General features: G+C 60.0%; 19 protein-coding genes. 9 read left to right on the top strand and 10 right to left on the bottom strand.

The annotated features are described in order from the left end of the window. The first annotated feature begins 7 nt into the window (after positions 1-7). The 7 genes from AC244_RS13735 (at position 8) to AC244_RS13705 (ending at position 8661) form a co-directional block, all read left to right on the top strand. Positions 8-1378, top strand: a complete 1371-nt coding sequence (locus AC244_RS13735; RefSeq protein ID WP_053249394.1) for an alpha-glucosidase/alpha-galactosidase — start codon at positions 8-10, stop codon at positions 1376-1378. Positions 1379-1605: 227 nt separating this feature from the next. Further along, positions 1606-2610 carry a LacI family DNA-binding transcriptional regulator gene (locus tag AC244_RS13730; RefSeq protein WP_053249393.1) on the top strand — a complete coding sequence of 335 codons (1005 nt, stop codon included), beginning with the start codon at positions 1606-1608 and terminating at the stop codon, positions 2608-2610. A 42-nt stretch (positions 2611-2652) separates the two neighbouring features. Then, positions 2653-3945 (top strand): ABC transporter substrate-binding protein, encoded by a 1293-nt coding sequence (locus AC244_RS13725; protein WP_053249521.1) that lies wholly within the window; start codon positions 2653-2655, stop codon positions 3943-3945. Positions 3946-4044: 99 nt separating this feature from the next. Further along, the gene (locus AC244_RS13720) at positions 4045-4980 is read left to right on the top strand and encodes a carbohydrate ABC transporter permease (RefSeq protein WP_053249392.1); all 936 of its coding nucleotides are present in this window, start codon (positions 4045-4047) and stop codon (positions 4978-4980) included. Continuing rightward, positions 4973-5866 carry a carbohydrate ABC transporter permease gene (locus AC244_RS13715; protein ID WP_053249391.1) on the top strand — a complete coding sequence of 298 codons (894 nt, stop codon included), beginning with the start codon at positions 4973-4975 and terminating at the stop codon, positions 5864-5866. Before AC244_RS13720 ends, AC244_RS13715 begins: the two co-directional genes overlap by 8 nt. A gap of 3 nt (positions 5867-5869) precedes the next feature. Beyond that, complete coding sequence (locus AC244_RS13710) at positions 5870-7591, top strand: glycoside hydrolase family 32 protein (RefSeq protein ID WP_053249390.1); 1722 nt, start codon at positions 5870-5872, stop codon at positions 7589-7591. A gap of 23 nt (positions 7592-7614) precedes the next feature. Further along, a complete protein-coding gene (locus AC244_RS13705; protein ID WP_053249389.1) occupies positions 7615-8661 on the top strand; it encodes an ABC transporter ATP-binding protein in 1047 nt (348 codons plus the stop codon). Between the two features lie 129 nt (positions 8662-8790). Here the strand turns inward: AC244_RS13705 and AC244_RS13700 are convergent, their stop codons facing one another. From AC244_RS13700 to AC244_RS13675, 6 genes are all read right to left on the bottom strand, one after another. After that, a complete protein-coding gene (locus AC244_RS13700) occupies positions 8791-9879 on the bottom strand; it encodes an ABC transporter ATP-binding protein (protein ID WP_053249388.1) in 1089 nt (362 codons plus the stop codon). Positions 9880-9888: 9 nt separating this feature from the next. After that, positions 9889-12135, bottom strand: a complete 2247-nt coding sequence (locus AC244_RS13695) for a glycoside hydrolase family 2 protein (protein ID WP_053249387.1) — start codon at positions 12133-12135, stop codon at positions 9889-9891. An 11-nt stretch (positions 12136-12146) separates the two neighbouring features. Further along, positions 12147-12962: a carbohydrate ABC transporter permease gene (locus AC244_RS13690; protein WP_053249386.1), complete on the bottom strand. Its 816-nt coding sequence runs from the start codon at positions 12960-12962 to the stop codon at positions 12147-12149. Beyond that, positions 12959-13855 (bottom strand): carbohydrate ABC transporter permease, encoded by an 897-nt coding sequence (locus AC244_RS13685; protein WP_053249385.1) that lies wholly within the window; start codon positions 13853-13855, stop codon positions 12959-12961. The genes AC244_RS13690 and AC244_RS13685 overlap by 4 nt, the downstream gene beginning before the upstream one ends. A 107-nt stretch (positions 13856-13962) precedes the next feature. Further along, the gene (locus AC244_RS13680) at positions 13963-15231 is read right to left on the bottom strand and encodes an ABC transporter substrate-binding protein (RefSeq protein WP_053249384.1); all 1269 of its coding nucleotides are present in this window, start codon (positions 15229-15231) and stop codon (positions 13963-13965) included. Positions 15232-15356: 125 nt separating this feature from the next. Continuing rightward, positions 15357-16412, bottom strand: coding sequence for a LacI family DNA-binding transcriptional regulator (locus tag AC244_RS13675; protein ID WP_053249383.1), 1056 nt, complete (start codon positions 16410-16412; stop codon positions 15357-15359). Between the two features lie 492 nt (positions 16413-16904). Here AC244_RS13675 and AC244_RS13670 point away from each other — a divergent pair, with 492 nt between their 5' ends. Next, positions 16905-17318 carry a DUF4168 domain-containing protein gene (locus AC244_RS13670; protein WP_053249382.1) on the top strand — a complete coding sequence of 138 codons (414 nt, stop codon included), beginning with the start codon at positions 16905-16907 and terminating at the stop codon, positions 17316-17318. Positions 17319-17839: 521 nt separating this feature from the next. Here AC244_RS13670 and AC244_RS13665 read toward each other — a convergent pair. From AC244_RS13665 to AC244_RS13655, 3 genes are all read right to left on the bottom strand, one after another. Continuing rightward, on the bottom strand, positions 17840-18625 hold the full coding sequence (locus AC244_RS13665; protein WP_053249520.1) for a DUF899 domain-containing protein: 786 nt from the start codon (positions 18623-18625) through the stop codon (positions 17840-17842). A 232-nt stretch (positions 18626-18857) separates the two neighbouring features. Then, positions 18858-19658, bottom strand: a complete 801-nt coding sequence (locus AC244_RS13660) for a class I SAM-dependent methyltransferase (RefSeq protein WP_053249381.1) — start codon at positions 19656-19658, stop codon at positions 18858-18860. A gap of 192 nt (positions 19659-19850) precedes the next feature. Then, positions 19851-20837, bottom strand: a complete 987-nt coding sequence (locus tag AC244_RS13655; protein ID WP_053249519.1) for a L,D-transpeptidase family protein — start codon at positions 20835-20837, stop codon at positions 19851-19853. Positions 20838-21140: 303 nt separating this feature from the next. On the opposite strand from AC244_RS13655, the gene AC244_RS13650 reads away from it, so the two are divergent. Continuing rightward, a complete protein-coding gene (locus AC244_RS13650; RefSeq protein WP_053249380.1) occupies positions 21141-21413 on the top strand; it encodes a DUF2188 domain-containing protein in 273 nt (90 codons plus the stop codon). A 309-nt stretch (positions 21414-21722) separates the two neighbouring features. Here AC244_RS13650 and AC244_RS13640 read toward each other — a convergent pair whose 3' ends face one another. Continuing rightward, entirely contained in the window at positions 21723-22238 is a 516-nt protein-coding gene (locus tag AC244_RS13640; protein WP_053249378.1) for a DUF4334 domain-containing protein, read from the bottom strand. Positions 22239-22407: the final 169 nt, after the last annotated feature.

Below are 22407 nucleotides of genomic sequence, written 5' to 3'. Positions count from 1 at the left end.
GCATTTCATGACGAGACAACCCAAGATCACCTTCATCGGCGCCGGCTCGACCGTGTTCATGAAGAACATCATCGGCGACGTGCTGCAGCGTCCGGCCCTGTCGGGCGCAAGGATCGCGCTGATGGACATCAATCCGCAGCGGCTCGAGGAAAGCGAGGTCGTCGTCCGCAAGCTGATCTCGACGCTCGGCGTCAAAGCGACCATCGAGCTGCACGCCAACCAGCGCAAGGCTCTCGACGGCGCCGATTTCGTCGTCGTCGCTTTTCAGATCGGCGGCTACGAGCCCTGCACGGTCACGGATTTCGAGGTGCCGAAGAAGTATGGCCTGCGTCAGACGATCGCCGACACGCTTGGCGTTGGCGGCATCATGCGCGGCCTGCGCACGGTGCCGCATCTTTGGAGCATCTGCGCCGACATGACCGAGGTCTGCCCCGAGGCAATCCTGCTTCAATACGTCAACCCGATGGCGATCAACACCTGGGCGATCGCCGAGAAGTACCCTCATATCAAGCAGGTCGGTCTCTGCCACTCGGTTCAGGGCACGGCGATGGAGCTCGCCGAGGATCTGAACATCCCTTACGAGGAGATCCGCTACCGCTCGGCCGGCATCAACCACATGGCGTTCTTCCTCAAGTTCGAGCACCGCCAGCCGGATGGATCCTACCGCAACCTTTATCCCGATCTACTGCGCGCCTACCGCGAGGGTCGCGCGCCCAAGCCCGGCTGGAACCCGCGCTGCCCGAACAAGGTGCGCTATGAAATGATGACGCGGCTCGGGTATTTCGTCACCGAAAGCTCGGAGCACTTCGCCGAATATACGCCCTACTTCATCAAGGAAGGGCGCGACGATCTGATCGAAAAGTTCGGCATCCCCCTCGACGAATATCCCAAGCGCTGCATCGAGCAGGTCGAGCGGTGGAAGGGGCAGGCGGCCGCCTATCGATCTGCCGACAAGATCGAGGTCAAGCCGTCGAAGGAATATGCCTCCTCGATCATGAATTCCGTCTGGACGGGCGAGCCCTCGGTCATCTACGGCAACCTGCGCAACAATGGCTGCATCACCTCCCTGCCCGACAATTGCGCGGCCGAAGTGCCGTGCCTCGTCGACGAGAACGGCATACAGCCGACCTTTATCGGCGATCTCCCGCCGCAGCTCACCGCGCTGATCCGCACCAATATCAACGTGCAGGAACTGACGGTCGCCGCCATGATGACCGAGAACCGTGAACACCTCTATCATGCAGCGATGATGGATCCGCACACGGCCGCCGAGCTCGATCTCGACCAGATCTGGTCGCTTACCGATGACCTGCTCGCCGCTCACGGCAACTGGATCCCGGAATGGGCGCGAAGCGCAAGAAAGGTTCACGCCGCGTAGCTTTTTCTCCCGGTCGCGCGGCGAGGAAGCCCCGGAACCTCCCAGTTTCGGGGTTTTCCTTTGTTCGTTTGCCTGACGTGCCGAAAAGAAATGTGCGCATATGTCTCGGTGGGGCAGGGGTGATGATTGCCTTTTCGCAAGCGCTCTTGCAGGTCATTCAACACCCAAGATTGACTCAAGGACACCGATCGAGTAGAGATGGGTAACCGTTAACCCAAGGACTGCCCGTGACAACGTCATTGAGCGACATTGCGGAGCGCGCCGGCGTTTCCATCAAGACCGTTTCGGGTGCGTTGCACGGCGGCTCGGCGCGGATGTCGGAACAAACGCGACTACGCATCAAGGAGATCGCCGAGGAGTTGGGTTATGTCACCAACTTGGCCGCGCGCGGCATGCGACAGGGTTGGATGCCGCTGATCGGGGTCGTTGCCGATGACCTGATCACCTCACCGTTTGCCACCGAGATCATCCGTGGACTGGACGGTGCTGCGCGCGCCTCCGACATGGCGGTCTTTGCCATGACGCTCGGCGGCGGCCGCGATGTGGCCTCGGTACTGGAGGAGGTGCGCCGCTTCCGCCCACGCGCAATTGCCTACGCGGCGATGTATCACAAGACGGTATCGCTTCCGGCGGAGTTCGCAGAGACGGTCGGCGTGATGATCAATTGCCGTGAGGCCAATGACAAGGTGACGTCGCTGGTGCCGGACGAGATCGGTGCGGCTCACGAGATCACCAGCTATCTGATTGAGGCTGGCCGGCGGAATATTGCCTTCATCAACCTGCCGGGGCTTCTGGCGGGAGAGTTGCGTGAAGCCGGCTTCCGGCGCGCACTCGGCGAAGCCGGGCTCGACGGAGATCGTGCCCGCGTTCTGCCGGCGGTCCGCCGGGCGATCTATAGCGATAGGGCCCACAGCCTTGTTCTTTCACATGTAACCGCGCTGATGGATGGCCCGGAGCGTCCGGATGCGATCCTTTGCGGTAACGACCGTGTCGCGATGGAAGTCTACGCCGCGCTGCGTCGGGTCGGTGCGCAGATTCCGGATGACGTTGCCGTCGCAAGCTTCGACAATCAGGTGGACATTGCTTCCAGGCTCGATCCACCGTTGACGACCATGGCTCTGCCGCACCGTGCCATGGGCCGCATGGCGGCAGACATTCTGCTTTCAGAAAATGCCGCCCCCGGCGAGGTGCGCAAACTCGCGTTCCAGTTGGTGGAGCGCTCATCCGTCTGATCAAACTGAAAAACCAAACCCTGTCGAGGAGGAGTTACAATGATGGGTAAACGTTTACTTTCAATGTTGATGGCGTCGGTGGCCCTTGCGGCCGCAGGCGTGACTGCCGAGGCGAAAACCGTCCTTCATGTCATGCATCAAGGCGATCCGGGTTGGGTTTCGACCTATGGCGAGGTCGCCAAACGTTTCGAGGCGGCCAATCCGGACGTGGATGTCGAGCTGATCTACGCGCCGCACGACGCTTACAATGAAAAATTCAGCGCCGCGGTCATGTCCAAGCAACTGCCCGACGTCATGGAGCTCGATGCGCCGTTTCTCGCCAACTATGTCTGGTCCGGCTATCTGCAGCCGATCAAGCCTCTCATCGATCAGGATGTGCTCGATGACATGACCGCATCGAACATCGCCCAGGGCACTTATCCGATCGACAAGGATCTCTATGCGATCGGCCTGACCGATTCCTCGGTCGTACTCTACGGCAACAGGAAGTATCTCGAAGCGATCGGCGCCCGCATTCCGAAGTCGGTGGACGATGCCTGGACACAGGAGGAATTTGAAGGCTACCTCGAAAAGCTCGCCAAGGTCGATGGCGTCAAGTGGCCGATCGACACGTTTCGCGGCTACGGCATCAAGACCGAATGGATCACCTACGCCTACGGCCCGATCCTGCAGTCGGCAGGCTGCGACCTGATCGATCGCACGACCTGGAAATCGACCGGCACCCTTGATAGCGACGCGTGCGTCAAAGCCCTGACGATGATGCAGACCTGGGTCAAGAATGGCTGGGTCGTGCCGCAATCCTCCGGCACCAACCAGTTCTTCGCCGAAGGCCATCCGGCGGCCCTCGCGCTCGGCGGCCACTGGTTCTATGCGGAAGCAGCCGCCTCGATGAAGGACGACATCGTCGTCATGCCGCTGCCGAAGTTCGGACCGAAGGGCGCAAGCCCCAACGGTACCTGGATCTGGGGCATCACCACGGCCTCCGAGCATCCGGACATCGCCGGCAAGTTCGTCAGCTTCATGCTGAAGGACAAGCTTTATCGTGATTATGCGACGGCCGATTCCGGCTATCCGGGTCTGAAGAGCTTCGCGGCGGCATCGCCCTTGTACGACACCGGCGGTCCGCTCGCCGTTGCATTCGAACAGGCGTCCAAGACCGCGGTCGCGCGTCCCCCGCACCCCGCCTATCCCGTGATCACGTCTACCTTCATGCAGGCGGTGGATGAGATCTTCAATGGCGGTGACGCCAAGACAGCATTGTCCGCGGCGGCAGCCAAGATCGATGAGGACATCGAGGAAAACGACGGCTACCCGCCCTTCGACGAGCAGCAATAAACAACCGGAGACGGGCCACGATGACGGGGCCACAAAGGATCTGCCGCCATCGGGCCCGTCACCGGCCCCGCATATTGATGTGAGGAGGAGGAGGAGAGTATGACATTGCAACAATCAGCCGAGCCGGCGGTTGCAGCGCGTCCCGCCTGGCGCCGGGACAAGAGCCGGCTGTTTCAGGAGATGGGCATGCTTGCGCCGGCGGTGGCGCTGCTGACGATTTTCCTGATCGTCCCGTTCCTGTTGTCTTTCTGGACGGCGATGACCAACCAGCCGCTGGTGCCGCGGCCAACGCCGGTCCGCTTCGTCGGCTTCGGTAACTTCCTGCGCATCCTTAAAGATGATCTGTTCTGGACATCGCTCTGGAACGTCTCGCGCTTCACCTTCTGGATCCTGCCGGTGCAGTGCGGCCTGGCGTTTGCCACCGCGCTGCTGCTGCACCAGAAGATGCCGTTTCAAAATCTCTTTCGCGGGCTGTTCTTCCTGCCTGCGATCACGTCGATGGTCGTCGTCTGCGTCATCTGGGGAACGCTGTTTCAGTACCCAACCGGACCATTCAACCAGGTGATCGGTTTCCTGTCGGGCGGGACCATTGAACCAATCGACTGGCTCGGGGATCCGAACTGGGCAATGTTCTCGATCGTGCTGCTATCGGCCTGGCAGGCCTACGGCTTCCAGATGATCGTCTATCTCGCCGGTCTTCAGTCTATACCGGATGAGCTCTACGACGCAGCCCGGATCGACGGCGCAAACGCGCTGCAGCGCTTCTGGCATGTGACAATGCCGGGCTTGCGGCCGACCCATGTCTTCGTGCTGGTGATTACGACAATCCAGGCATTCAAGCTCTATACGCAGGTTGCCATCCTGACCCAAGGCGGCCCGAAAAGCAGCACGGAGACAGTGGTCCATTACATGGTCCGTTCGGGCTTCGAGGAGCAGAAGCTCGGTTATGCCTCGGCCGTATCGGTCATTCTCTTTCTCATCGTTCTCGTTATCGCGCTGCTTCAGCGTCAACTTCTGAGGCGTTTCGATGTCTGATATCGCAATCTCCACACCGCAGGCGCAGATGACCCGCACCCGCTCGGCTGTCGGTTCTCTGCGCATCGTCCAGACGGCCTGCATCCTTGTGATCGCGCTCGTCATCGTGTCGCCCTTGTTCATGCTGCTGATCGCCAGCCTGAAGGACGATCGTTTTCAGATCCTGGCCGACATGGGGAGCTTCAGGGCGTTCTGGGTGTCCGATCCGACACTCGCCAATTTCGCGGAGGTCGGCAATTTCTCCGGCGAGCTCGCCTTCGGGCGCTATCTGCTGAACTCGCTGATCATCCTCGCGTTGACGGTCGGTTCGGGCCTGATCGTCAATTCCATGGCAGGATTCGTTCTTGCCTGGGGTTCCGTGCGCGGCCGCGCGCTGATCCTGTCGCTGGTTATTGCTCTCTACGTGATCCCCCAGGAAAGTATCATCATGCCGCTCGTCATCATGGTATCGCGCGCCGGCATGACAGATACATTCGCGGTGCAGATCGTGCCCTGGATCGCCAGTCCGCTCTATATCTTCCTCTTCTACCAGTTCTTCGCGCAGCTTCCGAAGGAGCTCTTCGAAGCGGCGCAGATCGACGGCGCGTCGATCTTCCGCATCTATCGGTCGATTTTCCTGCCGCTCAGCCTGCCAGCACTTGCCACCGTTTCGATCCTGATGGGGATCGAGAGTTGGAACCAGTATCTTTGGCCGATCCTCGTCACCCAAACCGATTACGCACGGCCGATCGCCGTCGCGATCGCCACGTTCTTCGGTCAGGACAGCATCTATTGGGATCGCGCCATGGCTGCGTCGGTATTGATGATGCTGCCGATCCTCGCCCTCTATCTTGCCTTCCAGCGCTGGTTCGTCAGTTCCTTCGTTGGCTCGGCCGTGAAAGGTTGATCAATGACAACGCATGCAAATACCGCTCCCGCTCACGCCGGAGAAATCGAGACGATCAGCGCAGTCCTTGCGGATGCGACCACGATCCACATCTGGCTGAAGGCAACACAGACAGGAGCACCGGCCGAGATCTCAGCGTGCGTGGCCGATCGTGAAATCAGCCGTCTGGTGGTTTCCAACGCTGACGAGTTCGAGCAGCATAGCCTGGAACTGGAAGAGGGCGGTCAAGCGGTCCTCGCCTATGACCCAACCACAACGGTAGTCTCCGTTGCCTATGCCTTTCAGCAGCAGGATGTCCTCAGCAAGGGCATTCAGATCCTGCACAGCAGCCGGGAAAATGCGGCACCGACGGTCGCCGGGAGCTACCATTTCCGCCCACCCTTCGGATGGATGAACGATCCCAACGGGTTTGGCCGCTTCGGCGACCATGTCCATCTCTTCTACCAGCACTATCCGCACAGCCTGCGCTGGAACACCATGCATTGGGGCCATGCGGTATCGCAAGACTACGTTCATTGGCGACATCTGCCGATCTTCCTGTTTCCCTCGGCGGACCTCTCGGTGCGCGCCGATGGTCGCGGCGGGGCGTTTTCGGGCTCGGCCATTCCGCTGTCGTCGAGTGAACCCGGTATCCGGGTCTTCTTCACCGAGCAGGTCAAGGATCGGGAACCCGAAGAGCAGATCCAATTGACGGCCGTGTCGCGGGATCAGATCACGGCTGGCGCCGAAAAGATCATTCTTCCTGAGCGGCCGGCCGGTCTCGACCTGACGCTCGACTTCCGCGACCCCTATGTCTTCAAGGGCCCGGACGGTCGCTGGAAGATGCTTGTGGGCAGCCGCGACCGCGCCGGCGGCGTCGTTTTGCTCTATGAAAGCGGCGACCCGGACGGCGCCTCCGACTGGACCTTCATCGGCATTCTGCACCGGGAGGACCGGTTCGGGATGACGGCGGCGGAGTGCCCTTGCATCGTGCCGCTTGACGGGCCGGCCGAAGATCCGGAAACGCGCTGGGCTCTCATCTTCGGGTTGCTGACGAGCCGCGATCCGCAAACGGGGCGCCGCAACATCACGGCTGCAACTGTCGGCCGCTTCGATGGCCTCACCTTCGTCAAGGAGTTCGAGCAGGAGCTGGATTTCGCGACCGACGCCTATGCTTTCCAGGCATTTGTGGATCGATCCGGGCCGATCGGCATCGCCTGGCTTGCAAACTGGACCGAGGTCTCAAAAAAAATCGACTTTCCAACGGCAATGACGCTGCCTCGGCAGCTGCTGCTGGAGCAGAACGCACTGCTGACGCCCCCGGTCGAAACAGTCGCAACACTGCGCCGGGGTCTGATCGACGACAGCAAACTCAAGGGGCAGGCGCCTATCAGCCTCGGCAACGGAGCGGTCGAGATCGTAATCGAGCTCGCAACTCCAGGTGCGGCATTCCATCTCGAGCTTGACCATCCGGCCGTCGGCCTCGGCGTGCAGCTCGGCCCGGAGGGCCTGGTCATCCGCTACGACCCGCCGAACGGCAAGGAGACACCGCGCTACATCGCCGTCGGTGCGCAACCGTCGACGCTGCGTATCTTCCTCGATGTCGGCTCCATTGAGGTCTTCGCCGACAACGGTCGCTGGACGGGGACGAAGCGTCTGCCAGGCTTCACCGGCGTGCGCTCGGCACGCCTGTCAGCGCCGGCGGGCAACATTGCTGCCGCCACGATCTGGCAACTTGAACTCTGATTGCGCAAACGGGAGGAATAACCATGGCATCTGTCACCATCGAACAGGTTAGAAAGCAATATGGCGCCGTTCCTGTTATTCACGATGTTTCCATCGACATCGAGGATGGCGAGTTCGTCACACTCGTCGGCCCCTCGGGATGCGGCAAGTCGACATTGCTGCGCATGCTTGCCGGTCTCGAAGACATCAGCGGCGGCCAGATCCGCATCGGTGGCCGCGTCGTCAACGATATCGCGCCCAAGGAGCGCGATATCGCCATGGTTTTTCAAAGTTACGCGCTCTATCCGCATATGACCGTGGCGGAGAACATGGGATTCGCGCTGAAGCTGAAGGGCCAGGACAAGGCCGCGATCCAAAGCCGTGTAAAAGAGGCGGCCGATATCCTGGCGCTCGAACCGCTGCTCGACCGCTTGCCCAGGCAGCTTTCCGGCGGCCAGCGCCAACGCGTGGCGATGGGCCGTGCGATTGTCCGTCATCCCCAGGTGTTTCTTTTCGACGAACCGCTGTCGAACCTCGATGCCAAGCTACGGGTGACCATGCGTGCCGAAATCAAGGATCTGCACCAAAGGCTGAAGACGACGACGGTCTACGTCACGCATGATCAGATCGAGGCGATGACAATGGCAGACCGGATCGTCGTCATGCGTGGCGGCGTGGTCGAGCAGATTGGCCGGCCGCTGGACCTCTATGACCGCCCCATAAACACCTTTGTCGCCACGTTCATCGGCTCGCCTGCCATGAACCTCTTCAACGGCTCGATCGTGGATGGGCGGTTCGTCACCGATGACGGCAAGGCGCTTCCGCTGCCGCCGGGCTATTCCGGCGGTGCTGCGCGAACCTACGGCATCCGGCCTGAGCATCTGGCCATCGCCGAGAGCGGCATTCCGGCGACGGTCGGCGTGGTGGAGCCCACCGGCGCCGAGACGCACCTGGTGGTCAAGCTCGGCGCTGTCGATACGACATTGGTGATCCGCGATCGTGTGGATGTTCGACCCGGGCAGTCGGTAGCGATCGCCCCTGATCTGGCGAAGATCCACCTCTTCTCGTCCCAGGGGTCGCGGTTGAACTGACACAATGGATTTCGTCCATTGCGGATTTTGACGACGGCCTGCGCGCAACTCGCCACATTGCGCGCAGGCGTCGCTTTCTCATTGGCTAGACCGGCGATTGACGGCTCGCGCGAAGGGCGCCCAATTCCGTTACCTGATACGATTACCTTCATCATCGAACAGGAATGACCGCGATGCAGCGATGCCGATGGTCAAGGTCTCGCGACTTGCGATTTTGCGGACATCACCGTGTTCGATGATGATCCGCTCGCTGTCGGAGACATGAGCATAGACATAGCTGGTATTGCCGAGGTGCTCTGCGACATCGACTTCGACGGCGAGCTCCGCGTCACCCATTCCCTGGGCGAAAAAATGCTCGGGCCGAATTCCGAGGGTGACGGCGTCACCCGTGGTGACGGACGTCGATGCAATGGGAAGGGTCAGCGCAACTTCGGGCTGGCTCGTCAGTGCCACGGTCACATGGCCGTCTGCGATAGTGGCGACACGGCCTTTAAGAAAGTTCATGCGCGGTGAGCCGATAAAGCCTGCAACAAAGGTGTTTGCCGGGTCGTCGTAGAGCTCAAGCGGCGCGCCCACCTGTTCTACAATCCCCGACCGCAGAACGACGATCTTGTCGGCGAGGGTCATCGCTTCCACCTGATCATGCGTAACGTAGATGACGGTCGACTTCAGTTCCTTGTGCAGCTTGGCGATTTCCACCCGCATGTGCACGCGCAACTCCGCGTCCAGGTTCGACAGCGGCTCGTCGAACAGGAAGACGAGAGGATTGCGCACGATGGCGCGGCCAATTGCGACGCGCTGCCGCTGACCGCCCGAGAGCGCCTTGGGCTTGCGATCAAGGAGCGGTTCAAGCTCGAGGATGCGTGCCGCGTCGTTGACCCGGCTATCGATTTCCTCCCTCGCCATTCCGGCGAATTTGAGCGCGAAGCCCATGTTCTCGCGCACGGTCATGTGCGGATAGAGGGCGTAGGACTGAAACACCATGGCAATGCCGCGCTTGGAGGGATCGACATCGTTCATTACCGCGCCGCCGATGGTGAGCTCGCCGGAAGAGATGTCCTCCAGCCCGGCGATCATGCGCAGCAGCGTCGACTTTCCGCAGCCCGAAGGTCCGACGAAGACGACGAACTCTCCGGCCTCGATCGACAGATCGACGCCCTTGATGATTTCGAGCGCGCCGAAGCGCTTGCGAATATCGGTGAGACGGACTTCGGCCATGGCGGTTACTCAGCTAACGGTGAAGGTGAGGGACTGGGTGTCGAAGCGGCGGCTCTTCACGGTCAGCTCAAGTTCGCCTTTGGCTTCGCCGGCCTCGATCCAGAAGCCGGTCGCTCCGCCCTTCAGCGTGTGTTCGCAGGGGCCGATGATCCGGCCGGGACCGGCGAGCGAAAGAATGACGGGCTCCTCGAAATAGGGCAACAGGTTACCGCATTGATCAAGCGCGCGCACGACCACCCGCACGGCATCCTTCTCCGAAGCGCGAAGGTCCGTGTCGTCGGCGACGACTTCCAGCGTCGCCGGCACCGGGTCGGCCGGCAGGGTCAACGTCTTGACGGGCTTGCCGTCGACGTAGCCGGTGAAGGTGCCTTCGCGCCAGACCCGACCCCAGGTGCCGAATTCTTCCGGCGTCACGCTGCGCAGGTCGAGGACGACGGGCGGATGCGGCAGGTGCGGGTAATTCTCCCTGTCCGGATAGATCCGTTTTGCCGGCCATTCCCCGAACTTCACTTCGATATAGTCGCAGTTGGTCAGCACGATCAGCGGCAACACGCCGCCGATGTTGCGCTCGCCGCGTGCCCAGAAGGTCACCGGCTGAAGCACGACGTTGTCCTTCGGATCACCTTGCGATGCATAGGCATAGGCGGCCAGTTTCGGGATCCGGTACATGTCGAGCACGCCGTGATAGCAGATGCGGTCGCCGGCGCCGAAGTCCTTGTGGGTGTTGTAGTCGAACATGCACCAGCCGGTGGAGCCGGAAATGTCGCGATCGCCGGCAACGGCGTTCAGGATCAAGAGATGGCGCGTCACATGCTCGGCCTGGCGCTGCTCTTGGTCGAAACGCTTGGTCGGATACATGTGGCCGTTATATTCGGTGATCATATAGGGGATCGGTCGGCTGATGCCCGTCGTTTCCACGCGATCGCGCAGCACCACGCGTCCACGGTTGTTGCCCGGCAGCTCCTCGTTGCCGAGTATGAAGTCGTTCATCGTGTAAACGTCTTCCAGCAGTTCCGAATTGGTGATGAAGCGCACGCCGCCGGTCTGGCGGGTGGGATCAAGCTCGCGGGCAAGACGGTTCGTTTCGGTGTAGAAGGCGTGATTGTCCTGGCTTTCGTTGATGCGAACGCCCCAGATGATGATCGAGGGATGGTTCCAGTCCCGCTCGATCATGCGGCGCACATTCTCGATCGATTCCTTCTGCCAGGCTTCGCCGCCGATATGCTGCCAACCGGGGATTTCCTCGAAGACGAGCAGGCCGATCTCGTCGCAGCGCTCGATGAACCACTTCGATTGCGGATAGTGCGATGTGCGAACGACATTGCAGGCGAGCTCGTATTTCAGGATGTCGGCGTCTTTTTCCTGCGCGCGCCGACCCATGGCATAGCCCGTGTGGGGAAAGGCCTGGTGGCGGTTCAATCCGCGCAGTTTCAGCGGCCCGCCGTTGAGCAGAAACCCCTCCGGCGTGAAAAGTGCCGTGCGGAAGCCGAAGCGCTGCGTCAGCGCGTCTTCACCGTGTTCGGTCTCGAGTTTGAGCGACAGGGCGTAGAGCACCGGATTGTCGATATCCCAAAGTTCGATATCGATGAGCTCGGAGAAGGTGAGCGTGGCCTCGTTGCCACTGACCTCGATCGAGGCAGCCGCAACGTCGCCGCCACCCTTGCGGCGGATCTTTGCAGCGAGGGTGCCGGAGAGGGCGAGGCCCAGCGGATTGGCAAACAAGACGCGGGCGGTGACGGACTTCTTCGCCGCGAGCGCGTCCGGCGTCTCGATCTTCACATTGGCAATCGAGACGGGACTTGTCACTTTCAGCCAGACGTCGCGGTAGATGCCGGCATAGCAGAGATAGTCGATCTGGCCGCCAAAAGGTGGAATTTCCGGGTTTTCAGAGCCATCGATCTTCACCGTGATCAGGTTTTCGCCGCGCGTGAGATGCGGCGTCAGTCGCGCCTCGAAGGGCGTGTAGCCATCCTTGTGCGCGATGATCTCCTTGCCGTTCAGATAGACGACGCTGTCGGCCATGGCGGCATCGAAGACGAGCGAGACTTCGCGGCCCTCGAATTCCGGGCGCCAGTCAAACTGCTTCTGATAGGTGAAAGGCTTCTGGTAGTCGGTCTCGTCGAAGTAGTTGTAGGGCAGTTCGACGGCGCTGTGGGGCAGGCGCACGGTTTCGCCCTGCTGAAGCTCATGGACACGGGCGGGCTCGAAGCCGTCGCGGAAGACCCAGTTGGCATTGAAGTTTTCAGTAATGCGCATTGACGACTTTCCTATTTCACTGAGCCGAGCATGCCCTGGACGAACTGGCGCTGCATGACGAAGAAGACGAGAAGGGTGGGGAGGGTGGCCAGGATCGTACCGATCATGACGACGCCGTAGTCGGGGTAATAGGCGGACGCGAGCGAGGAGACGACCAGGGTGATCGTCTTGGTCTCGTTCGACTGGAGGACGATGAGCGGCCAGAGGTAGTTGTTCCAGTTCGTCATGAAGACGATGACGAATGCGGCCGCGTAGGTAGAACGCATCACGGGAACGTAGATGTAGAGGAAGATCTGCCACTCCTTGAGACCGTCGACCTTGGCCGCATCGCGAAGCTCCGTCTGAAAGGCCTTCGTCGACTGGCGGAAGTAGAAGATGATGAAGGCAGACGCGATCGTCGGCAGCATGATTGCGATATGCGTGTTGATGAGGCCGCTCTTCGCCATCATCATGAAAAGCGGGATCATCAGCGCTGCAAACGGCACCATGAGTGTCAAAAGCACCAGCGCGTAGATGCGATCGCGCGCCTTGGACCTGAACATCTCAAAGCCGTAGCCGGCCAGCGACGACACGACGATCGTGAGCAGCGTGGCAAGTACCGCGACCTTCGTGGAGTTCCAGAAAACCAATGGCACATCGACCTGTGTGAAGAAGTTGGCGACATTGGTGGCGAACGCCTCGCCGATGCCCGTTCGGCCGCTGATGATGTCGATCGACGTGTTCGTCGAACTGATCACCATCCAGATGAACGGGAAAATCGACAGGAAGGCTGCGGTCGCGAGAAAGACGTATTGCAGCGCGGTTGAGAAAAAGCGGGGGGCGTTCATGAGCGATCCCTCGCCGCATAGAACTGGAGGAAGGAGAGAAGCGCCACCATGATCACGATGACGTAGGAAATGGTCGCTGCGTAGCCGAAACTCGGCATGAAGCGGAAGGTGAGATTGTAGATGTAAAGCGAGAGCGTCAGCGTCGCATTCGCCGGGCCGCCGCGGCCCTCGGTCAGATTGTAGACTTCGTCGAACAGCTGGATCGTGCCGATGGTCGAGATGATCGTCGTAAACAGGATCACCGGCTTCAGCATCGGTACGGTGATGTAGACGAAGCGGGCCCAGGCGGGTACGCCGTCTATCTTCGCAGCCTCATAGATCGACTTGTCGATGTTCTGCAGCGCTGCAAGGTAAAAGATCATGTTGTAGCCGGTCCAGCGCCAGGTGATGGCGAGGATGACGAGCACCTTGGCCCAGAAGGGTTCCGTCAGCCAGCCGATCGGCGTCGAGACGAGACCGACCGCCAAAAGTGCGGAGTTCACCACGCCGTCGACGGAGAACATGCTTTTGAAGAGCACGGAATAGGCAACGAGCGAGGCGACGCAGGGCAGGAAAATGGCGGTGCGAAAAAAGCCGATGAACTTCAGTTTGTCGTTGTTCAAGACCGCTGCGAGCATAAGCGCCAGCGTGATCATGATCGGCACCTGCACGACGAAGAAAGTGACGGTATTCGTCAGCGCCTGGAGGAAGACCGGGTCATTCCATAACCGCGCGACGTTTCCGAAGCCGGCAAACTTCATGATCATGCCCTTGCCCGAGAAGAAGGACAGGTAGAGCGAGCGCAAGATCGGATAGACGAGGAAGATTGCGATGAGAAGCAATGACGGGGCGACGAACAGCCAGCCGTTCAGATCGTAATAGCGCTTCAATCCGCCTGTTTTGCCGGCAGCCATGGGATGCTCTCAACGAAAAGGGACGACATTGCGGAAGGCAGGCGGACGTAATGGCCGCATGCCGCTCCTGCGAAGGAGGCAGGCGGTTGCCGCCTGCCTTTGGGCCGTTACTGGATCTGGCCCTGGGCCTGGCTGTCGACCGCTTTCAATACGTCATCGATGGGGGCACCCTGGCCGAGCGAAGGCAGATGCGCCGTCACCGCCGTGTCTACCTCGTTGGTGAAGACGCCGTAGTTGACCGCCGGAACCTTCGCCAGCCAGTCGGAGAAATTCTGCCAGACCTTCTCGCCGCCAAAGAAGGCGTCGGCTTCGGAATAAGCCGGCCCGTTGCGGGCAGCCAGGAGCGAGCCGACGGCACCGCGTTCCGTCAGGATCTTCTGGTAGAAATCGATGTCCTTGGCGTAGACTTCGTTGAGAAAATCGATGGCCTCGTCCTTCTCGGCGGAGCCTGCGGTAACATACCAGCTGGAACCGCCAAGGTTGGAGGCATGCGAAGCGCCCTCGACATCAAGCTTGGGAATGGGTGCTACACCCCATTTCCCGGATTGATCGGCCTGGGCCTTGACCGTACCGGTGATCCACACACCCGTCGTCACGGTGGCGACGTCGCCGGAGGTGAAGGTCGCCACCCATTCCGTCCAGCCGGCCGCCGGCTTGTGGATATTGGCCTGCAGGATCTTCTGCTCGGTCTCGAGTGCCGCCTTCAAGGCCGCGTTGTTCTCGATTGAGAGATTGCCGTCCTTGTCGAAATACCAGTCACCGGCGGACTGCATCAGGATACGCACGAAGCCCGCATCATTGACGTCGAGGCCGAGCATCTTCTTGCCGGTCTTGGCTTCGACTTGCTTGCCGATCTCGATGAAACGGTCCCAGGTCAGATCCTGCATGTCTTCGGGTTTGAACCCGGCCTGCTCCAGGTAATCCTTGCGGTAGTAGAGACCGGTGACGCCGGAATCGAACGGCATGCCGTAGACGGCTCCGTCCATCGTCATCAGTTGAACCTTGTAGGGCGCGAACCCGGAGAAATCGACCTTGCTGGAAAGCTCAGCGAAAGCGCCGGGGAAGGACTGAAGGTATTTCTGCGCACCATAGTCCTCGATCAGCACGATATCCGGCAAGGCATCGGTGGTGCCGGAGGATAGGGCCGTCTGCAGCTTCTGCTCGACATCGGCCTTGGCGAAGTCGACGATGTTGAAGGTCGTCTCAGGATGCTTCGCGCTGTAGCGCGACGCGGCTTCCTTCATGATTGCGACATTGAAGTTGGGATCCCAACACCAGATCGTGACTTCACCGGCAAAGGCGGCGGTGGACGCAAGCAGGCTCGCTGCGGCGAGCGCGCCAGCTGCCACGCGCGACAGGTTCGTTTTGCGATACATCGTTTCCTCCCTAGAAACTTGCTGAGGGCAGGTTCTCCTCTCCTGCCGTCCGCGCAAGAGTTACCGAAATTCAGGCAACACGCAAGGGCGATTTAGTAAATATTTACTTCGCGCCTGGAGCAGCTTCACAACGATTGGGATTCCAAGGGCTTGCGGCAACTGTCGCGCCAGACGAGTTCCGTGGCGATGCGCACCTGCTTGCCGTAGCTGCGACCCGAAAGACGCTCGAGCAACAGGTCGACGGCCGTCTCGCCGATATGTTCGCCATGAATGCGCACCGTAGTCAGCGACGGCGTCAGGAACTGTGCGACGGGGATGTCGTTGAAGGAGATGACACCGACGTCGTTCGGGATCGACAGGCCGAACTCCTGGATCGCCCGATAGGTGCCGATCGCCATATTGTCGTTGGACGTCACGATCACATCCGGACGCTCAGTGAGCGAAAGCAGTTCGCGCGCGAGACGATAACCGGTATCGAGCCGAAGGCTCTGACCCGACGAGCAGTCGGCGAGCGCCAAAAGCTCGGGCGCGAAGGTGCCGCCCTTCTTCTGCCAGTCGATATAGGCGGCGCAACGTCGCTCAGCGAAGTGCTGCACGGCGCCATTGAGGTTTTCGTGGCTTCCGATAAAGCCGATGCGCTTGTATCCGCTGGATTTCAAGGCCTCGAGGATCTTGCAAGTGGCGAGCCCCACATCGGAAAATACGCTGTCGATCTGGTCGGTCCTGGGGTCGAAATCGGCAAAAACGACATGCCGGGCATGCTTGTTCAGCCAGTCGATCTCGTTGTCCGAGTGCTTGCCTATGACGATGACGCCCGATGCGCCTTCGAGCAGGGACGCCTCGGGCAGCGCATCGGAATGGAAGACCTTGACGATCTCCGTCCTCAAGTCACGGCAGCGGCTTTCGATACCAAGCCGGACGCCGACATAATAGGGGTCGGCAATCTCGTCCGAAGGCTCGAGAAAATGCACGATGACGAGCTTGGTCAAAAGGCTGGGGGCAACCTGTCCGTTCGCCTTGTTGCGATTGCGCGGGGTCTCATAGTTCAGAGCCTCGGCGGTCTCGATGATCGCCTGGCGCTTCGCGGGCGAGATGGACAAGGCGGGATCGTAATTGAGCACCCTCGACACCGTGGCCGACGACACGCCAACGCTTTTGGCGATTTCCTTGATAGTGACCATGCCGTCATTCCATTGTTGTCATCGGGCCATTGTTGTCATCGAGCGACTATGTCACATCCGCTCGAATTCCGAAATCGCTTTTAGTAAAGTTTTACTAGGCCTTCAGGCGTCATGAGACCAGCGAACGCACGACCGCAAGGCCTAAAAAGGGTAGTTATAGCCAAGCGGCAAGTTGCCCTCAAGGAACCACCCGGTGTCGCAGACTTCTCAGCGACATGTCAAATTCGGTTCGTCGAGCGTCAGGGTCATCGCTTCAGAAGTGGCACCCCTCTATTGGGCGACTGGGTCGCGCTTATAGAATCCTGCCTTGGCATCCCGCGAGAGCCACAAAGCTGCCGTCCAATGGTCAGCAAATGACCCCGATGCCGCCGCACCAGCCCCTTTCAAGCCTTCCATTGTCAATGACGCGCTGCCCTTCCGCACGGTGGAAGGAGCGATTGAGCACGGCAGGGTATCGCTGCCCCACGTCGTCCAAGTCTTGAAGGAATGAATATGATCACTCGCTACACACTCGCTGCATCGCTGGCTGCCACGGCTTTCAGTTTCATGACGGTCGCGCCTGCTTCCGCTGCGCAGATTGCTCAGATGCAAGAAAAGACGACAACCCAGGGACAGGCCGACAGCACTGGCACCATCAGCGATCAAAAGATCGAGGCGTTCGCGGTTGCCTATCTTCAGGTCGACAAGGTCAGACAGACATATTCTGCGAAAATAGAAGCGACCAAGGACGCGGCGACCAAGGAAAAGCTGCAGACAGAAGCAAGCAAGCAAATGGTGGAGGCCGTCGAAGCTTCGCCGGTCTCAATCGAGGAGTATTCCGCCATCCTATCGGCCGCGCAGAGCGATCCGGCAGTTGCCAAGAAGGTTCAGGAAAAACTTCAAACGGCAGCGCCGGCGCAGCAGTAGGCTATTCCCGGTAGTGACCGGAATGCGCCCCTATGAGACAGTACCCGCCGCAAGGCGGGTGCTGTCGCTGTCGCAAGCAACTCTGATCCCGGCCAGGAACCGGCTGAGCTTCCGGTAGCGGCAGTCGAAAGCCACGTGAACGGCGGCCGCTGTCCGTGCCCAATGAAGGTGGTAGGGTGTCTGCGGGGCGCTGTGGCTGGGAGACTCGTGAACGCCTTGAGCAAGCACCCGACAACTCCGATGCGGGTGAAGTCGGAAGTCACGTCACCAGTCCTCAGCCAGGCGGTCTGACATATTTCTCTTGCGTCTATTATCCGATATTAAAGGTCCTGATGATGATGGACAAAGCCGGTCTCGCCTTCCTCATACTCATCTGCGTACTGGTCGCTCTCGCGCTCAGCATTCTCGCATTTGGGCCGGGACCAGAGCTGGCCCCAGCTGGAATCCCTGCAATTGTTACAGGCAACTAGCGAAACGAAGAGGGCGGCCGAGAGGAAAGGATGCTTCCTCCGTAGACGTACTCAGGGCTTCGTGTTGGTTTGTTTCTCCCGGAACGCCGCTTCGCCGGCGTCCGACACTTCGACCCACTTCTGGTCGGGTGCGGCGTCCGCGACGTAGCTGTCATTCCAATTCCACCATTTGTATGTCGGCGTCTGTGGGTAGCCCTTGGGCGAGTCCTCCCAGACTTCCTGGCGGCCGAGCGGTGTGATGTCGAGGTAGTTCCATGTGCTCCCCATCTGCTCGTCGCCGCGGTTGTTGATGAAGTAGGTGCGATACACGCGCCCGCCGTCGCGGTAAAACACGTTGGTGCCATGCCACTCGGCCACACCGAAATCGGCGTCGAAACTGTCGGTAATGGTGTACCAGGGCATCTGCCAGCCCATCCGAGCCTTCAGCCGCGCAATGTCCGCCTGCGGAGCTCGCGAAACGAAAACCAGCGTGGTGTCACGGGCGTTCAGATGGGCGAGGTGAGCAACCTGGTCTGCGACCATGGAACACCCTCTGCAGGCGTGGTCGGGCCAACCGAATACCCCCGGCTCGAAGAAGGCCCGATAGATGATCAACTGGTGCCGACCGGCGAAGAGTTCGAGTAGGCTGGCCTTGCCTGTAGGCCCCTCGAAGACATAACCGGCGTCCACCGCTATCCACGGCATTCGCCGACGCTCTGCCGCCAGTGCGTCCCGGGCGCGGGTCTGAGCCTTTTCCTTGACCAACAGTTGCTGGCGGGCTTCTTCCCATGCCTGCGCCGAGACGACTGGTGGTCTCTGCATGGCTGCGTGTTCGCTGTTGTCCGTTGACGTCGTCATGGCTATTGCAACCTCCTCGTTGCTGCGAGTTCGCTCGTTGCTGAACAAGAGATAGTCTTGCACCGGAAACCAAACGACGGGAGTAACAAGTGTGGCGGCATTTCTGCTGACACAATCGGCCATTTCTGCTCTGCCCGCGCCGGGCTGCAGCCTGTCGATCATCCGCCTCTATAGCCAACCGCCCAGGTGATGGCGGTTTCGGGGAAGTGTTCCGCCGCCAACTGTCGCAAGATCAGGGGGCAACGCCCCGGCAGGCCCAAGCGATGTTGGCGAATGATCTTGGCCCATCGCGTTGGCCCGCCTCAGAGGCAGAACGAACGGCTGTGTCCACGCGCACCCGGTCCGAGCCCTCGAGCGAACATACAAACTTTCCAAGCGGCCCTTCGCCGGCGGCTATCGGCGCCCAATAGTCGTCGAAGTTTCCATAGTTCATTCGGATCATCAGCTGCGTTTCGACAACGTCTACAAGATGCTGGGCGACGAAAGCGCGCTTCATTTCACCCGGCTGCATCATTGGTTGAAAAAAGTACCGGTTGCGCAGCTGTCGACCGCCCTCGCTCAGCGCGGCTACGGTATCGACCATCATGCGCATTCCAGGCATGCCGCCGAAATGGTCCCACACGGCCGCCGCGACCACGCCGCCCGGCCTTACAACCCGGCGCATCTCGGCGATAGCTTTGTCGGCCTCGGGCACGAAGTGAAGTACGAGCAGTGCAAAGGCGCGGTCGAAGGCGCCGTCCTCGAAGGGAAGCGCGCAGGCATCTGCCTGCCCGATCTTGATGTGTGGATCGGTGTTGCGCCGGGCCGCCTCCTCGACGAAGACAGGCGAATAGTCGATCGCGTCGATCTCACTGAGTTCGGCAGCCCTGCTCAGCGCAAAGGTAAGGCTGCCCGTTCCGCAACCGACATCGAGGACCTTCTCCCCGTCGGCAATTCCTGCGAAATCGATGAACAACGGCGCGAGTTTTTGGCTCCAGCGGCCCATGAGTTGCTCATAGCCGGCCGCGTCATGAACGTTGAAGCTTGAGGTCATCGAAGCCTCCTCCACGGTCGACCCATGCTAGACTGCGGGCGGGTTGTTGCCAAGGCACGAGATGAGAGCGCAGATACTGGACCATGCGGCACTCAAAGCCACAGTTGCGGCGGTATTATCGGCCCGATGTTCCTTTTCCACGGCTAAGGTGAGCAGGCGAGGCGCGCGTTTTAAGTTCCAGGCGGTGAGCCACTACTCCACGAATTCGACGGTAACCCCCGGTTCGACCATTGCGGCCAGTTCCTCCACATCCCAGTTTGCAAGGCGGATACAGCCGTGCGAACCGACTTTATCAATGAGCGCAGGCTCGGGTGTTCCGTGGATACCATAAGTCGGCTTCGACAGATCAATCCACACGGTCCCAACCGGACCGTTCGGGCCACTCGGTATTGTAAGAACGCGCGTATTGTTTCCCTGCTTGAAGTTGATCTCAGGGTCATAGGTGTAGGTGGGCATTCGCGCTACACCCTTGACCTCGTGCGTGCCGGACGGTGCCGGCGTCTCGGAACTGCCGATCGTGGCTGGATAGACTGCCAGCAGCGTGCCGTCTTCACCATAGGCGTAAAGCTGTGCCTTCCGTCTGTTGGCTTCGATGTGTTTGACCTTCCCGCTCTTGAACGGCCCTGGCATCGTCACCGCTATCGTTTCACCAACGGCAAAGGATGCTTGCGGATTGAGCGCCTTTATGAGGTCGATATCCATGTGAAAGCGCTCGGACAACCTCTCTTCCACGCTCATATAACCAAGGTGATCCATACGGGCTTTCTCGCCGTAATCTTCCGGGATCGTTTTCACCAAACCGGCCGTATCTTCACCGGTGATTTTGTAGCTCTGGACGACCGGCGCATCGTTTTTGAGACGGGCGATAACTTCCGGATCGAGCTTGCCATCTGGGGGCAGCCCGTTCATCGCCTCAAAGCCTGCCACCGATTTGCTGACATTCTCACCAAAATACCCGTCGATCACGCCCGGAGAGGAACCGGCACGATCCAACAGGACCTGAAGCTGCACGATGGCAGGGTCCGGACCGGCCGCGCGCACCGACGACGATTCAGCTGTTGAAACGGTGCCGAGCACCACAGTATTGATCGTCTCTGGCAGAAGTTCGGAGCTGCTGGCGGCGCCGCCGCAGATCAATGTCGATACCATAAGTGCTGCAACAAATTTGTCTCTGTTCATGGACGCCCAACGGATGCCGGCGCGCATTGTTCCAATCAGCCACCGGGGCGGGAAGACCACGATTGGAAGACTTGTCCATGCATTGGTCAGCACCCCGGCAGACAGCCGTGGTGAAGGCGTGCACGTGAAGATTCTGCTATGGTACCAATGCGATCTCGGCGCCCTATCTGAAATATGAATGTCCGGCTCGAAGGCGCCCACTGCGGCTGTTGAAACACGGAGCATCAGTTTCGGCGTGAACCGGAGGTGTCGCAGAAATCAGCTTGGCGTCGTCAAAACGGGATTTGTGCATCGGAGGTGGAAATGGCGAAAACGAAATACGAGGTCGTCCCCCACGACGGCGGCTGGGCATACAAGTCGGGCGGTGTCTTCTCGGAAGCTTTTCCGTCTCATGACGAGGCTCTTGAGGCGGCCCGCATTGCCGCTCAGGAACACCAAAGCGCGGGGAAGGACGAGGAAATCGAGTATCAGGACGGAAGCGGGAATTGGCGTCAGGAACACGCCGATGGCGAAGACCGACCCGATACCGAAGTGGTCGATCGCAGCAACGAACCGACAGGGCACGAAACCCCATAGATGGCGGACGCAGCTGCAGCCAGAAATATTGCCGGCAATTTGAGCGCCATCGATTCCATGCGAAGCCGGCTAAGAAAATCGCGCCAGTGCGCCGTCAAAGTGCGTTTCCAGCAGCAAATGACCGGCACCGGCGATCAGATGCATCTGTGCTTCCGGCAGGTCATACGACTAAGCGTGGACAGACTCTGCGGGCATGTAATCGTTTTCCGGTCCCAGACGATCAGCGTCGTAGGCTGATCCTGCCTGACATAGGCTTGATAGCCCGGAAGTCATGTGAAGTTCTCCTCCCGATCCTCCACAAGCTGGGTATCAAATGGGTGAGTATTCCTGACGCACTAATGTGAAGAAATACGGTCGAGGATCGTGTTGGTACGACATCATCCCAAGCAAGCGAACATCATCGATCCGCCGAAATAGGTCCGTGATTGGCTGCCGGTCATAGACCATGGCCGCCGAATTTATCCCTTCAAAGTCCTGCATCTCGATTGTCGCGGTCGGCCCACGCGCCCGCAGCAGTCGTTGAAGGTACGCAAAGCAATGTCGAGCCATGCGCGTGCGCCCCATCGATCCCAGGCGCAATGCCAATCCCATGGGGATATGGGCCGGCTCGACCGCGACCAATCGACCGGGTCCGATTTGAAATAAAAGTGCATCGGCGCGAAAGTTCGGGTGAAAGCGCTTGCCAAACCAGCCGAGGTTTTCAAGAACGCCGTCCAACGGATGGCCTGTCGGCACACCAGAACCGCGCCACAGCCCGACGAGCTCCCGCCTATCGACGGGTGCGAGCTCACGGAACCTTCCCAGAACTTCCACTGCAGTACTCAAGGTAACATCCGTCCGTAGATCGCAGACCCCGATTGATGGGATTTCATGTTCACGCGTCACTTCTGTCGTTGGTCGGATCGGGCCGTCTGAGCGAGTGTCAAAGCGAAAAATCACGATTTGGCGTCGGGATGATCGGTTCGCCCAGTCGGGATGGCACTGGAAGAGCAGT

Source organism: Ensifer adhaerens (assembly GCF_001270265.1).
GTDB classification, from domain to species: Bacteria; Pseudomonadota; Alphaproteobacteria; order Rhizobiales; family Rhizobiaceae; genus Ensifer; species Ensifer adhaerens_B.
Note: the sequence above shows the minus strand (reverse complement) of the source record. Positions and strands in the feature narration are given on the sequence as shown.

What these genes read in the sequence shown, in the direction of transcription:
- AC244_RS13735 (WP_053249394.1), top strand. Translation starts at nt 8, where the DNA reads ATGACGAGACAACCCAAGATCACCTTCATCGGCGCCGGCTCGACCGTG.
- AC244_RS13725 (WP_053249521.1), top strand. Translation starts at nt 2,653, where the DNA reads ATGGGTAAACGTTTACTTTCAATGTTGATGGCGTCGGTGGCCCTTGCG.
- AC244_RS13720 (WP_053249392.1), top strand. Translation starts at nt 4,045, where the DNA reads ATGACATTGCAACAATCAGCCGAGCCGGCGGTTGCAGCGCGTCCCGCC.
- AC244_RS13715 (WP_053249391.1), top strand. Translation starts at nt 4,973, where the DNA reads ATGTCTGATATCGCAATCTCCACACCGCAGGCGCAGATGACCCGCACC.
- AC244_RS13710 (WP_053249390.1), top strand. Translation starts at nt 5,870, where the DNA reads ATGACAACGCATGCAAATACCGCTCCCGCTCACGCCGGAGAAATCGAG.
- AC244_RS13705 (WP_053249389.1), top strand. Translation starts at nt 7,615, where the DNA reads ATGGCATCTGTCACCATCGAACAGGTTAGAAAGCAATATGGCGCCGTT.
- AC244_RS13700 (WP_053249388.1), bottom strand. Translation starts at nt 9,879, where the DNA reads ATGGCCGAAGTCCGTCTCACCGATATTCGCAAGCGCTTCGGCGCGCTC.
- AC244_RS13695 (WP_053249387.1), bottom strand. Translation starts at nt 12,135, where the DNA reads ATGCGCATTACTGAAAACTTCAATGCCAACTGGGTCTTCCGCGACGGC.
- AC244_RS13690 (WP_053249386.1), bottom strand. Translation starts at nt 12,962, where the DNA reads ATGAACGCCCCCCGCTTTTTCTCAACCGCGCTGCAATACGTCTTTCTC.
- AC244_RS13685 (WP_053249385.1), bottom strand. Translation starts at nt 13,855, where the DNA reads ATGGCTGCCGGCAAAACAGGCGGATTGAAGCGCTATTACGATCTGAAC.
- AC244_RS13680 (WP_053249384.1), bottom strand. Translation starts at nt 15,231, where the DNA reads ATGTATCGCAAAACGAACCTGTCGCGCGTGGCAGCTGGCGCGCTCGCC.
- AC244_RS13675 (WP_053249383.1), bottom strand. Translation starts at nt 16,412, where the DNA reads ATGGTCACTATCAAGGAAATCGCCAAAAGCGTTGGCGTGTCGTCGGCC.
- AC244_RS13670 (WP_053249382.1), top strand. Translation starts at nt 16,905, where the DNA reads ATGATCACTCGCTACACACTCGCTGCATCGCTGGCTGCCACGGCTTTC.
- AC244_RS13665 (WP_053249520.1), bottom strand. Translation starts at nt 18,625, where the DNA reads ATGACGACGTCAACGGACAACAGCGAACACGCAGCCATGCAGAGACCA.
- AC244_RS13660 (WP_053249381.1), bottom strand. Translation starts at nt 19,658, where the DNA reads ATGACCTCAAGCTTCAACGTTCATGACGCGGCCGGCTATGAGCAACTC.
- AC244_RS13655 (WP_053249519.1), bottom strand. Translation starts at nt 20,837, where the DNA reads ATGAACAGAGACAAATTTGTTGCAGCACTTATGGTATCGACATTGATC.
- AC244_RS13650 (WP_053249380.1), top strand. Translation starts at nt 21,141, where the DNA reads ATGGCGAAAACGAAATACGAGGTCGTCCCCCACGACGGCGGCTGGGCA.